Annotated in this window: 12 protein-coding genes; 3 read left to right on the top strand and 9 right to left on the bottom strand. The window is 44.9% G+C overall.

The features are described 5' to 3' along the window. On the top strand, positions 1-735 hold the full coding sequence (locus ACMUEV_RS25820) for an SGNH/GDSL hydrolase family protein (RefSeq protein ID WP_190652391.1): 735 nt from the start codon (positions 1-3) through the stop codon (positions 733-735). A gap of 286 nt (positions 736-1,021) precedes the next feature. Continuing rightward, complete coding sequence (locus ACMUEV_RS25815; RefSeq protein ID WP_190652390.1) at positions 1,022-1,696, top strand: pyridoxamine 5'-phosphate oxidase family protein; 675 nt, start codon at positions 1,022-1,024, stop codon at positions 1,694-1,696. A 131-nt stretch (positions 1,697-1,827) separates the two neighbouring features. Here ACMUEV_RS25815 and ACMUEV_RS25810 read toward each other — a convergent pair whose 3' ends face one another. The 9 genes from ACMUEV_RS25810 to ACMUEV_RS25770 all read right to left on the bottom strand — a co-directional run bounded on the left by ACMUEV_RS25810 (position 1,828) and on the right by ACMUEV_RS25770 (position 10,759). Continuing rightward, positions 1,828-2,130, bottom strand: coding sequence for a hypothetical protein (locus tag ACMUEV_RS25810; protein ID WP_190652389.1), 303 nt, complete (start codon positions 2,128-2,130; stop codon positions 1,828-1,830). Beyond that, on the bottom strand, positions 2,127-4,076 hold the full coding sequence (locus tag ACMUEV_RS25805) for a hypothetical protein (protein ID WP_190652388.1): 1,950 nt from the start codon (positions 4,074-4,076) through the stop codon (positions 2,127-2,129). The genes ACMUEV_RS25810 and ACMUEV_RS25805 overlap by 4 nt, the downstream gene beginning before the upstream one ends. Positions 4,077-4,332: 256 nt before the next feature. Further along, the gene (locus ACMUEV_RS25800) at positions 4,333-4,872 is read right to left on the bottom strand and encodes a hypothetical protein (protein WP_190652387.1); all 540 of its coding nucleotides are present in this window, start codon (positions 4,870-4,872) and stop codon (positions 4,333-4,335) included. 29 nt (positions 4,873-4,901) lie between these two features. After that, positions 4,902-5,384, bottom strand: a complete 483-nt coding sequence (locus ACMUEV_RS25795; protein ID WP_190652386.1) for a hypothetical protein — start codon at positions 5,382-5,384, stop codon at positions 4,902-4,904. Between the two features lie 74 nt (positions 5,385-5,458). Then, positions 5,459-6,079, bottom strand: coding sequence for a tetratricopeptide repeat protein (locus ACMUEV_RS25790; RefSeq protein ID WP_190652385.1), 621 nt, complete (start codon positions 6,077-6,079; stop codon positions 5,459-5,461). Between the two features lie 133 nt (positions 6,080-6,212). After that, a complete protein-coding gene (locus tag ACMUEV_RS25785; RefSeq protein ID WP_190652383.1) occupies positions 6,213-7,175 on the bottom strand; it encodes a hypothetical protein in 963 nt (320 codons plus the stop codon). Positions 7,176-7,218: 43 nt separating this feature from the next. After that, entirely contained in the window at positions 7,219-7,749 is a 531-nt protein-coding gene (locus tag ACMUEV_RS25780; protein ID WP_348251547.1) for an SH3 domain-containing protein, read from the bottom strand. A gap of 218 nt (positions 7,750-7,967) precedes the next feature. After that, positions 7,968-9,761, bottom strand: coding sequence for a hypothetical protein (locus tag ACMUEV_RS25775; RefSeq protein ID WP_190652382.1), 1,794 nt, complete (start codon positions 9,759-9,761; stop codon positions 7,968-7,970). A gap of 74 nt (positions 9,762-9,835) precedes the next feature. Further along, positions 9,836-10,759, bottom strand: coding sequence for a type IV pilin-like G/H family protein (locus ACMUEV_RS25770; protein WP_190652381.1), 924 nt, complete (start codon positions 10,757-10,759; stop codon positions 9,836-9,838). A gap of 318 nt (positions 10,760-11,077) precedes the next feature. Here ACMUEV_RS25770 and ACMUEV_RS25765 point away from each other — a divergent pair, with 318 nt between their 5' ends. Continuing rightward, positions 11,078-13,825, top strand: coding sequence for a CHAT domain-containing tetratricopeptide repeat protein (locus ACMUEV_RS25765; RefSeq protein WP_242044619.1), 2,748 nt, complete (start codon positions 11,078-11,080; stop codon positions 13,823-13,825). The last annotated feature ends 65 nt before the right edge of the window (positions 13,826-13,890 follow it).

Below are 13,890 nucleotides of genomic sequence, written 5' to 3'. Positions count from 1 at the left end.
ATGCGATTCACTGTGTTAATGGGCGCGATCGCAGTTTTGGGAGCTTCGATCGCGCTGAACGTTATCCTATTTAGTCAGGCAAAAAAGTACTATCTCGAACTGAATGAAACGCGACTTGATCCGGTTGGATTGAGCACTTATTCTACTTCTCCTAGTCCCAGTCAGAATCGACCGCGCGTCGTCTTTTTTGGAGACTCTAGGGCTGAGAATTGGACATTTCCAGAGATGAGTCAGTATGAATTCATCGATCGTGGAATTAGCTCACAAACCTCAGTGCAAGCCATTCAACGATTTCAACAGCATGTCCGACCCTTACAGCCTAGAGTCATCATTGTTCAGGTTGGAATTAATGATCTCAAGACGATCGCATTATTTCCAGAACGAAAAGCTGAGATCATCGCAAATTGTCGATCGAATATTGAGCGAATTGTTCAAGAATCGAAAGCTTTGGGCGCGATCGTGATTCTGACTACGATTTTTCCAGTCGGAGATGTGCCCCTTCAGCGTCAGCCTTTTTGGTCAGATGAAATTGGTCAAGCTGTGCAAGAGATGAATCGTGAGCTAGCAGCACTAGCTAGCGATCGAGTGATGATTTTTGATGCGTTTTCAATTCTCGCTGACTCACAAGGCAAGCTACGCTCAGACTATCGAATGGATGAATTGCACCTGAATCAACAGGGATACTCAAGGTTAAATCAAGCGCTGATTGAACCGCTTGAAATGCTCAAACTTTAGATTTTTTGTTCTACTTTTGAAGCTGGATTGATTCAATTTGATGTTACGCAATCCTTTGAGGAGCAAGTTCTCAGCTTTTTACCTTGAGTTTATCTTTAGAGATTTTTGCGATCGTTTTTCATAGCACTTTTACAGGTTCTTCAATCGTGCGTAATAATCTACGGTTTTAAGTCTGAGAGGTTATGCAAGAGCCTGTTCAGTTGCATATGCTCAAAACCACAAACGCTACAAACTAATGTCTTCAGCAAGGATTGATCAGGCACACGCTTCTCAACTCACAATAACCATGACGAAAACAACAGAGAACAAGTTACCCGGTTCTAAAGGTGAACACTTAGCCCAAGCAAAATATGACACAACTCGACGAGCCTTAGCATTTTACAACAAGCAAATGCTAACCTATCTCAATCCATTAATGTGTGAGTTTATTGGGCAGCAAGAACTGCTATTCATCGCGACATCTGATGCACAAGGAGAATGTGATTGCTCGCTTAGAGCAGGTCATCCTGGCTTTGTTAAAGTGCTAGATGAGAAAACCCTCGTATATCCAGAATACCGAGGAAATGGAGTCATGGCGAGCGTCGGCAACATTCTAGAAAATCCCCATATCGGCATGATTTTCATTGATTTTTTCCAACATACAGTTGGCTTACATGTCAATGGAAAAGCTTGTGTTGTTGAGAACGACGAGCTAGCTCATCTTCCGAATGTATCTTCGGAGGTTATTGAAGAAAGCAAAATTTGTGGCGGTCGTAGCCCTGAACGTTGGATCTTAGTTGAAGTAGAAGAAGCTTACATTCACTGTTCTAAACACATTCCATTGCTGCAAAAGCTCGATAAAAAGATTCATTGGGGCACAGATGATATGAAGCACAAAGGGGGAGACGCTTTCAAAGCAAAAGATTGTTCGCGTCCCTGGAATCAAAAGGTCGTAGAATCTGATATTGATCAGTGTTGTTGACCGTTTTCTCGGTGTGGACATTCTGAAGCGTAATCAATGTTTGAATGCTCTTTAAATAGATTTCATACTCAAACGTAAGAGTATTCAACAGCTAGAGTGCTTTAGCTTTCTACTCATTGAACGCTTCAGCTTTAGTCTTGAGGTCTACTATGATTGATTGTCAGATCGTGATCTTTTTTGTTTGGGTAGAATGGCTTCTTTTCAGAGAGTTGATAAAAGAGCGTGCCATGAATGCCGTGAACTTCCGACTTTTTTACACGCCTCTTCCACAGTCGAGCTAAAATTTGCCGCACTTCTTCATCGTCTTCAATGTCTTCGTTAAATTGAATATCTTGCCCTGGATTTGGGAAAATCTTGAGAAATTCCTCATCGGTTGCACTGTAGATATCATAAGCGCAGTTGATTGCTCGATCGATGATTTGAATGTTTTTCATAGAGTGTCCTGCAAAAGTAAAAGTGCTGATTCTAGGAGCAGAAGAGCTTCTTGAGGCTGATTTGCTTGAGAATACAGTTTTGCGATCGCAACCAGGTTAGATCGAACAAACTCAGAATTTTTCAGATTTGCTCGTTTTGATAAGCGATCGCTGTTTTGCAAGGCATCGAATGCTAGCGCCAAGCGTCCCGCTTTCATTGCTTCTGTGATCAAGTGATTCCAAGCCCTAATCTTGTGAGTGCAATTGGTATCTGGAATCTCAGCCATCAAAGTATAGGCTGTCGTGAAATCACGTGCAGAAGCGTAGGAATTGGCAAATGCTGCTAGTACAGCAATTCGATCGGATTGCCTGTTAGCTTGAGAAGGCGAAATCGGAGAAATCTTGAGTGGAGCTTTCCGCGTCTGTTTTGTACGGAGAGGTGGATCTTTTGTTACAGGAATATATTGAGCAGCAGAAAAGAATTCTTCGAGCGGGGAACGGGGGACAGATCGTGGAACTGGTGTTGGAAACGGATTGATGTTTAGGCGAGTAAGATTATATTGATTCTTCTGAACTTCGTATTCTGCATTGAGCAAGCGTCTTGCAGTCGCAAAATCCTCAATTTTGATGTATTTACTAGCAAGGTTGAATCGATTTTGATTTGAATTCAGTGATTTGAGCAGTGCTTGAGCAAGTGTGCGATCGCCGACTTCAATCAGCGCATCAATGACTTGAATAATATTGTTATCAGGCAAATCAGAAGAACGAATTTGACTGATTTCCTGAATGATTTGCTGGCTCACAGCCGATTGATTAGCTTGAGAGGCAATATGCGCGATCGCGGCAAGTGCTTGTAATTTATCAAGTCCATAAGTTGCTGAATTGGCAATGTGTCGAGCAGCTTCAAATTTTCTAGCCTTTGCAAAAATCTCTGCGACTTGGCTGACGCTATCCCGAACGTTCCAGGCTTCTCGAATTAAGCTGAGAGATTGTTGGGCAAACTTTTCATCACCCAGTTCAGCCGCTTGTTTTGCTAATTCAAAATATCCAAGCGATGCGTCATATTTCCTGAGGGTTCCAACGAGTTGCAATCCTTTGGATGATTGTCCTGCTGCGGCATAAGCTAGAGCCAGAGAGCGAGTGAACTCTTGCGAGGTTAGCCGACTTTTGTGCTTCTGAAAAAGCTGTTCAGCTTGAGCAATGTAAACAAGACCTTGCTGAGCTTGTCCTGATCGTGCAAGCTGATGACCCAGATCTAACCAATCTCTAGTACCCCGAGCGATTTGCGCTTGAGATGAGGCTGTGATGCGATCGGGCACGGAGGCTAGCAGCGATCGAGCAATTTCAGGTTGACCTGCTTTGCGGTAAGCGGTAGCAACATTGATCCAAGCTCTTGCAGGTGCTTTGTCTAAGTGCGATCGCGCTTTTTTGAGAAGATTTAATGTTTCAGTTTGATTGTTAGCTTGTTGATAGCTATCCGCAAGGTCTAGTATCCAGTTGATTGTTTGAATTTGAAAAGCTGGATCACGGTCTGACCATTGCTCTACTGCTGCAAGAATCCATTCTTTTCGAGCGTGCAACGGAAGTCGCTGAAGCTGGAGAGAGAATGAATTCGCATAGAGTGAAGGATTTGTGATGAACGGAAGTAGGGAATTCGCATTTTTGCCAGCTTCTAAGTTCTGAATCGTTTCAAGTACAGCTTTATCAGCGGGTGAAAGCTTTAATCGGGATTGAATCTGCCGATTCAGTTCACTGCTGCGATCAGGACGATTTGCACGGAGAAATTCGATCGCGATCTCAGCCTGCCGAGTTGCCCAAGTTCTTTCACGATCGATAGGATGAGTCGGTAGCGCGATCGAGTTGATGCTGTCAACATCCTTGCAGGCAGGTTGTTCTGCGCTTGCTGGAATGCCGATTGAAGTCACGAGATATAAGCTCAGGAAACCGATCGTAACGCTCTTAGTCATTATAAATTTGCCTTCGGGTTGATTTGTTGATCACGTGCTCCCGCACAGGGTTTAAAACCCTGTGCTAACTGTGTGAAGTCCCTTTAGGGACTGAATCGCTGTATTCTGTTAGTCCCTTTAGGGACTTCGCACGGTTAGACCGTGATTTTCAATCACGGGCGGGAAAGCGCAATCAACGATCAACCGAAAATTTAGAGGTGATAAATCTGATCGAGGCAACGTTGTACATTCCAAGATTTAACGGGAGTGATAACTACTATTTTTGGTCAGGTTCGGATTGTGAAGGTTCGGATTGTGAAGGTTCGGATTGTGAAGGTTCTTGTTGAGTGACCCAACCTTCTTTAGAACAGATCGCTATCCCTGTTTTCGGCTGCATTGTTGATAAGCACCAATAATCGTTGCCATCATAGACAACACCAGGTTTGATAGCTTGAAGTGAGGAAAGCGATCGCCATTCTTGCACACCTCCCTCAGTTTCATAACGGAAGCGAGCAGGTCTACCTGTGCCGGAGGCATCGCCTTGGACTTCTAGTGCCTGATCAGTTCCGCCGATCCAATATCGCCCTTCTACAATCTCTTCTACAATCTGAGGTGCTTCAGATTTGGTAGACTCTTTCACTTGGGCATTGATTTGAACATCGGGTTGAGTCGCTGCTTGAGTTGGAGTGACTTTGGCATCGAGTTGAAGATTAGGTTGAGTTGCTGCTTGGGTCGGAGTGACTTTGGCATCAATTTGAGCGTTACACCCTACGATCGCAAAACAACTCAGAAGCAAAACAAAACTGAAGTGACGCATTGGAATAAACCTTAGAAAGTCATGTGCTTTTAGCAATAGGCAACAGACATGGAATTTTTGATCTTGATCCATTCTCGCATTGCAGCACGTTCATTTGGGCGAATCGGTGCGCCTCTTCTTCCAGGGTAGCGACTGTGAAAGACGGCATCTGCAAGCCGCTCTTTTAGTGCCTCATCTTTATTAGGAAACGTCCAATCTGGCTCACCACATGCGCCTCCATTTGGACCGACTTTGGAGTAGCGCAAGCCACCTTGGTCAATCACACGGCGGATCGCATTCCATTCTCGAATATAGCCATGCTCATAATGCTGCAATCGGCGGCGATTTAGCCCAGGATTCAAATTCCCAAACAACCAATCTGTGACGCTATCCACTGATTGCTGGCGAGTTTCAGCATGGACACTGCTTGGACTACTCAGAATCAAAGGAATGCTTCCAGTACAAGCGATCGTCATTGCAAGAGTACTTAACGTAAAGAATTTCGAGATTGATTGCAAGTGTTGATTTTGCATGAGAAAAGCTCCAATTTAGTTAGCTACAAGTTTTTTCTATGATAGGGGAGTGGGGGAGTGGGGAATTCGACTGATCACTTTGAAGGATAAAATTGCTGGCGGAGGGTGTTGAGCCGTTGAGTAAATTGTTGTGCTTTACTCGAATGACCTTGAGCCGTGTAGATTGCAATGAGTTTTTCCAAAGGGGCAATCTCACTCAGATAGGTTTTTGCAGATGTCTTTTCGAGTAGACTCAACGCACGCAGATAGACAGTTTCTGCTTTATCGTATTGTCCTTGCTCAAAGTAGAGATCTCCTAGATCATGCAGTGCCGGAATTAAGTTTCGACTCTCCTGGCTGAACTTTGACTCAGTTGCTTGAATCAGTTTTAAGAGCGTTGCTTCTGCTTTATCGTATTGTTTCGAGCCGCGATAAGCTTGTGACAAATGATGATAGCTTGTGACGATCGAGGGATGAGTGATCCCGAGAACAGATTCACCCGTTGCGATCGCAAATTGGGCTGTCAATGCGGCCGCCTCATATTCTTTTCGCGTCAGCAGTTCCACAACTTGCTGATTGTGATCATTGACCAGATTCTCGGTAACGACCTCATACCTGGGTAGAATGCACTCCTTCGCGTGAATCGGAATTTGATGAGCTAACCCAATGACGATGCCTACGGCGATCGCAATTGTGCTTTGAATGGGATGCGTCATGACTGATCACTCAACGTCTCATATAGGTTTAGGATTAACCACGAGCGAGGTTATGCAATCTGCAAGAACTCCATCGTCATCCTGAATGCGCGATCGATAGATTGCCGCTCTGTCGATCGCTGAACGTTGAGCATTATCGCCATCTTCTCTGGTGGTAGTCATTTGAACGCGAGTAATCCTCTAAACGAATAGTTCGAGTTTCGCCATTCTTCGTTGAAGTAAAACGATAGCGTTTGCCAGGAGTAAAGCTGCTAGATGAACTGAAACGAGAACAGTCCTTGCAGGTCGTATTAAAGTAAAGCGATTGAGAGGAATCGGATTCATAGGTTCTAATGACTGCATATTCTCCTGGAGCGAGTCGATATTCTCGATGCTCAAATCGGAAGTTGAGCGTTTCTCCAGTGTCGTTGTAAACGCGGCTGACAATTTCAGGGTCATCAGGAGTCAATTCAGATTGCAAAATTCGCCCATCTTGGCATTGTCGAGCACGACGATCGCGAATATCAGCACAGACATCGAGTGAGACGGATCGATTGGCGCACACTTTGTCTCGAACCCAGGTTGCCGTCCGTTCTTCTGTGCGTACATTCGTTGTAATGTCGGAAGTAAAAGTTCCCGTTTCTAGAACTTTGTCCCGTTGCTGAATTGTGTACTCAAAGGTATTACTGCCTTCGAGTACTCCAAATTTCCGCATCTGATGTCGATTTGAGAAGGTCATTTTGGCAACTTCAGAAGTCGGGCGACGTTCGTCGTATTCACGATTAGTGTAGGGATGGGGGTTAGTCGAAACGCCTGAAGTCACATTTTTGATCAAGACGCGAGTATGAGGGGCAGGCGGAGTCTTTGCAGAGATAAAGGTGCCTGTAAGGTCTGGGAAGAATGGCCCTGCAGCACATTCTCCTGTGTACTTCACACCATTGAGCGTAATCTGATTGGGTGTGGTTTGTCCGTTAAACAGCCAACCTGTCGCGACGGGTTGAGCGATCGCAAAACTACCCGTTAAGATCATTCCTGTTGTTAAACAAGCAATGACAGCAGGATGCAGGCGAAATGAGTGGAAAAGTTGCTGAATGCGGGATAGATTGAGCCGTTTCATAAAGGTTCAAGAACAATGTCAAAGTTACGAAGGATGCTGAGGGTTACTCGATTCTGATGAACAAGTCACCTCGAACCCATCCAGAGACTTGATTGGGGAAAGTTACGCGGTACCAGAAGTAATTGCCTTCTCTAGTCATGCTTCTGTCATCGATTTCGATCACATCTCCGCCAATACCATAGTGTGCAATGCTTGATGAAATGCTAGGAGCCGATCGAACATTGATCCGGTTTTCTCGATCGCCCCGTAGCACTGCATATCTCCAGTTACTTGGTGTGAAGCGAATCAAATCACTCCGCACCCAACCTTCTTCAGTTCCTTCGATTTCTGAGCGGACATAGTACCATTTCCAGCCATCCTTACCTTGGACAATGTTGAGGACTTCAACTGTGCCATTGGGTGCAAGAAGTTCTCGCACTGGAGCATTGAGAGATGCACCCGATCGAACATTAGCATGTGTCGTAACGATTCCAGGACGCGCCATTGCAGGCAGGGAAGTCATCAGAAGTGTGCCAAAACTGATCAGACCGAGAAGTTTTGAAACAGAAGAGAGTTTTGCGACGGGTTTCATCATTGAATTCAGAAGCTTGATGAGGGTTGATTCAGTGCTAAGTGGTATGTAAATCACCCTGAAATTAGATACAACTACAGCAGCAATTTCGGATTTTCGGAATTTTTTCTCAGTAGAGAGGTGAAGTGTAGTTGGAAGATACTTGCTCTCGTTTGCGTCCTGCCCTAAATTGATTCCGGGGCAGGTGAGCAACGAAGCGAGAGAACTCACCGAACTGATGTTTAATTTTTTTGTGCCTGCTGCTTTTGAATTGCAAGCTCTGAGATGACAGCAACTCTCGCGAGATCCTCAGAAATCTCTTCTGCGGCTTGACGTGCTTTCACCGACTGTCCTGACCGAGCAAACCCATAAGCAATGCTAGTCAAAAGACGATCTCGCTGAGGAGGCAAATCCCAAAGGCTGCTTTTTTTTAGGAATAATGCTACTTCTAGCGATCGATCAAGTTGTCCAAGTTTGACCTGTTGCGCAGCGATCGCTAACAGAAGAGGATGTCGATTTCTATCCTCTTTCAGTTTAAGAGAGAGTTGTAGAGCTGGCTCAACTTGTTTCAGTTCCACAAATTGCATTGCAGTCTCAACTAAAATTTGTGTCTGTGCATCTGATTGTTCGTCTAGTTTAGCAATCAAATTGAGGGCACGATCGCGTTGTCCAATTGCGACTAACTCAGGTGCAGATTCAGGAGTCAACGCGGGAATCAATTTCTCAAACAAGGCATCTGCTTGAGCCGTGAGTCCGATTTTTTGCAAACGCTCAACGATCGCGAGTTTCGTTCTCGTTTTCATGGTGGCATCCGAAACAGAGCTTGCGACTTGCAGAGCTTTGTCGAGTTGTCTCGTGTGAGCTAATTGAGCCGCAATTTCTTTACGAGCAATATCTTGCCGAGCAGGAGCACCTGCGAGTAACTGTGTCACTTGCAAAGCTGCTTCAAATTGTCGATTTTTAGCCAGTTTAAGGGCAATTTTTTGCAAGTTCTCCTGCCCCATTTCGACTAACAATTGTGGATAGATGGACATTCGAGTGTCATCTTTGATCCTGGAGAGTGTCGAGAGTTCAGTTGTGATCGATAAAGCGAGTGGGATTTCTCCTAAATCAATCAGTTTCTCGGCAAGCTCATGCCAAGTCATTAATCGCTCGACTGGATCGCCTGAAACATTCGGTGCTTGGGGCATTCGTTTAGCACTATTCCAAGTTTGTTGAAGTTGCCCAACCGTTCTCAGGTTGCTCAGAATCCCCAAGTAAGCCCAAGCTTGATAATACTGGGCTGAATCTCCTGATGCTGAGTTACAGCCCCATATCGTTTCAGCAACTTGTAATGCTTGATCTAATTCTGAGACTAAGCTCAAGCTTTTGGCAATGTCTGAGAAAACTGCAAACTTCTCATTTCCACAACTGCCATTCGATTCATAGGCATAGTCTTCTGTGTCGCCTTTTACTGATCGCACAGCTTCACTCAATAGTTCTCTAGCTTGTTGAGTTTTGCCTTGATGCGCGATCGCGACTGCAATTTTATTGAGCGCTTGCCCTTTCCGCAGTTTTAAAGAAATCTTAGTTCTGACAAACTGGAGGGCACGCTCAACCTGCCCGGCTTCTGCAAGTTGAGCGCTGATGATGGCTAAATCTTCCTGTTGTCGCTCTTTGCCATATTCATCTGTGGCTCGCTCTGAAGCGTGAGCAAGTGCAAGTTGAATCACACGTTCAATCAACTGCTGGGATCTTGAAGTTTGGTTGGCTTCGCGAAGCTTACGAGCAATGGTGAGCAAAGCTTGACTCCGCTCTGTAAGCGGTTGTATCGTTTCTGCGATCTGAAGTGCTCTCTCAAATAGTGCTTCAGCAGGTTGAGGATTTGGACTTGCAGCGACTTGAGTTCCAAGCGCTGCTAATGATTCAGATAGAGCCTGTGAGGAGAGATCAGGATTAACCTGAACTGCGAGAGTGCCTTGAGCAGGCTGACTAAATCTAAACAGCAAAAGTAGGGCAAGTGGAAAATGGATGGCTGATTTTGAGAAAGCTAACATCGTTATCACTTTTAGTGTGTAAATTTAAGTCTGACATCAATGATCTTCTAATCTTTAATCAAATCGCAGAGAACTCAAAACCGCACAGCTTCCGAGCCAGAACCGCATTCAATCGCCGGAAAGGCTCTGTTAATATGATGAATGACAGGCGTCACAGGTGCGATCGTAGAAGGGCGAAACGATTGGCAAAGATTTGCAATCGCAAGGGTTTGTGTTGTCTTGTCTTCCCGAAAAGGTTGAGTAATTGTAATTCCAATGTAACTTCTCAAGCCTGCTTTTTTCGGACGAGCAATGAGAGTTAATCGGTCATTTTTCACAGTCATCTCAAAGCGATAGTTCTGTGTAGCAGTATGACCTAACCCAAGTTGGGTCAACGTTATTGGAAACTGACCTGTTTCAAGTCGATAGATTGAGGCAGACCGAACTAAAGTAGTCATGACAAACTTTCCTTCACCCTCTTTGGATTGTTCTGCTTGGATCAATTGAGTGGCAACGGCTCCTTCACCTTGAAACGCAGCAACCATATGGTCTGAAACTCTGCTCAAATTCAACTCATCTAAAAACTCTTTTGGACGATCGCCGTTTAGACGAGTACCAGAGAGTTGAATTTTCATATTTTGCGGCGTTGTAAATTGTGCGATCGTCGGCACAATCGTATTCGCCCCCATTGGCTTAAAGTCTAGGTCTAGGAATATTGGTTTCGGTTGTGGATTCAAGCTGTAATCAAATGTGAATCCTTGCAAGCCCTCTGAAGGAGCAGTGAGAATGATTGCCTTCCCCTTAGGTGTGAAGCGAAGCGTCACCGGAGTCGCTTCGCCAGCTCTTCCCAATATTCCTGTGCTGTCAATCCCCTCCCAGCGTCCGATGATTTGTTGACTATTCAAAGATTGTTCACGAGTTTCGGCACTCCTACCTTTTATCCCTCCAAATACCGAGATTGCTGTACAAACGCTCATGATGAGAAGCATTGCAATCGGTTTGTTCCTGTGATGCGGCATAGTAAAGGCTCTCCAAATAAAAATTGCGATGTAATTGATTCAATGTGTTTGCAGGCAACTCCTTTTGTACGATCGTGTTTCTTGAATTTGATCCAGTTGTCTACTCGCTTGCTGAAATCTATGCAGTTTTTTAGAGTCCCATCTTTGCCAGGATATGCAACTGTAAGCGGAATATATTGAGTACACAGTTGATGTGCCGAAACAGACAGAAGCATTTTGGCAAATTTACGGAATTCCGCAAATTTAGCGAGAAGAATGAAAAATAAAAAACCGCAAATAGATTCTCTTTTAAGATGGACTCCGGACGATCAAGGACTCATGATGCAACGCTCTCTCAAACTTCTCGCGATCGCGCTTCTCTGTATCGGCACAAATCCATCATTCGCGCTGACTCAAACGATTGCTCAAGTACAACCGAGTCAGCGTAAATTAGCAGCCGATCGCTTAGCAAAACAAGGACATCAGCAGTACAAATCTGAGCAGCATGAAGCTGCGATCGCCTCTTGGGAAGCAGCACTCAAAATTTATCGAGAAATTGGCGATCGACAAAATGAAGCAGAGCTTTTGAATGATCAAGGACGCTCTTATACACTGCTATCTCGTTATGCAGAAGGAATTCGTGCCTTTGATCAAGCACTCTCGATTTTTCAACAACTCAATCGGCGCAAGGATGCCGCAGTCGTTCTCATGAATCGAGGAAGTGCCTACTCTATGATCTCTCGTCATGAAGATTCGCTGCGATCGTTTGATGAAGCACTACCCATTGCTCGTGAAACGAACGATCTCGATCTTGAAGCAAAAATCCTGCTGAATCGCAGTATCACTTATGCTTACCTTTCTCGCAATGACGAGGCGATCGCAGGTTTCGGTGCTGCCTTCGCAGTTTTCCAAGCGCTCAAGGACTGGGATAATGCAGCTTCAGCGTTGATGAATCGAGGAATTGTCTATCGTTTTCTCTCTCGTTACGATGACGCGATCGCAGCTTTCAATCAAGCCTTACCGATCTTTCGAGAACTTAAAAATCGTCGTGCTGAAGCTTCAGCATTATCTAGCTTGGGAGATACGTACCGTTTTCTCTCCCGATTTGAGGAAGCTTTAACCGTCTTCGATCAAGCCTTACCGATCTTGATCGCCATCAAAGACCGAAAAGGAGAAGCAGGGGTCTTGATGAATCGGGGAGTGGTCTATGATTTGCTTGATCGCAATGATGAAGCGATCGCAGCTTATACGGAAGCTTTGTCGATTTTTCGATCAATTCAAAATCCTCAAGGTGAAGCAGAAGCACTGAGTAACTTAGGAATTATTTATGGTGCAATGTCTCGGCACGCTGCTTCAATTCAGGCACATACAGAAGCTCTCAAAATCTATCGAGCGATCAGAAGTCCTGATGGAGAAGCGCTAGCATTGATGAATCGTGGAATTTCCTATGTTGCAGTCTCACGCTATGAGGATGCAATTCGAGCTTACACAGAAGCTTTACCCCTTTACCGAGCACTCAAAAACCGCAACGGGGAAGCGCAAGTTTTATTAAATCAAGGCAATGCTTATCAAGCTGTGCAACGCTACGAAGATGCGATTCGCTCATACAATGAAGCATTGCCGATTTATCGATCGGTCAAAGATCGATCTGGGGAAGCACGAGCCTTATACAATCTAGGCGCTCTTTACCTCAACATTCGTCAGTTTGCTTCAGCAGAAAAATCCCTGAAAAGCGCGATCGCAGTGTTTGAATCGATTCGATTGGATCGACTGTCTGAAGCAAACAAAATCTCATTCTTTGAAACTCAAGCTGTGAGCTATCGCATCTTACAAGAGGTGATGATTGCCCAGAAGAAATTTGAAGCAGCACTAACAATCTCAGAATGGGGACGAACGAAAGCGTTAGTCGAACGGTTAAGCCAACAGTTACAGCCGACGAGTTCACCTTCTCAGGCAGCACCGAGTGTGGATCAACTTCGACACATTGCGCGATCGCAAAATGCCACCCTGGTTGAATATTCGCTCAATGAACGCAAGCAAGAACTTTACATTTGGGTCATTCAGCCGACGGGCACAATCGACTTTCGACAGGTGAAGCTTACAGATGTTTTACCGCAACAATGCGCTTCTATCACACAATTGATTGGGAATAGTCGGCAATCGATCGGGGTTCGGAGTGCCCAATCGGATTGGTTAATTGTAGAAGAAACAACCCAGAAAAATCCTTGTGCTCAGTCTGATCAAGACGCAAATTTTAGAACCCTTCACCAATTGCTGATTGAACCGATCGCATCTCTACTCCCGACTGATCCAAACCAACACATTGTTTTTATTCCGGATGGAACTCTCTTCCTCGTTCCTTTCCCTGCTCTCAAAGCTGCAAACGGTCAATTCTTGATTGAACAGCATACCATTCGGACTGCTTCTTCAATTCAATTGCTAGATAAAACTCGTGCGCTGAACTCTCGCTCTCAAGGTAATAGTACTTTAATCGTTGGCAATCCATTGATGCCGATCGATCCAAATTCTGCACAAGCAAAACGACTCTCGAATTTACCAAATGCAGAGCAAGAAGCTATTGCAATTGCGTCTTTATTTAACACCCAAGCACTGACTGGTCAGCAAGGAACTAAAAAAACAATTCTTCAGAAAATCTCTGATGCCAAAGTCATTCATTTCGCAACTCATGGATCATTCTCCGATCGCAATGGTTTCAAAAGTTGGCTAGCCTTTGCCCCCTCTGAAAATGATAGTGGCATCTTAACTGCTGAAGAAGTCTCACACCTAAAGCTAAATGCTGATTTAGTCGTCTTAAGCGCATGTGATACTGGTCGGGGGCGTGTGACAGGAGATGGTGTGGTGGGATTATCTCGATCGTTTATTGCCGCAGGAGTGCCGAGCGTAATTGTCTCTCTCTGGGCTGTGCCTGATGCTCCGACTGCTGAACTTATGCAGGCATTCTATCAACAGCTCAACCGCAATCCTGACAAAGCACAAGCTCTGCGTCAAGCGATGTTAGCTACGCTCAAGACGCATCCCAATCCCAAAAACTGGGCAGCCTTCACTCTCATTGGAGAAGCATGGTGAAATACCTGAATCATGAATCGCTACCTTCGAGATATTGGCTAGATTTTCAAATCCTGAAGATTGTT

The organism is Leptolyngbya sp. FACHB-1624 (genome assembly GCF_047649235.1).
In the GTDB taxonomy this organism is placed as follows: Bacteria; Cyanobacteriota; Cyanobacteriia; order Leptolyngbyales; family Leptolyngbyaceae; genus Leptolyngbya; species Leptolyngbya boryana.
The sequence above is the reverse complement of the archived record's forward strand: the minus strand, read 5'-3'. Positions and strand labels throughout refer to the sequence as shown.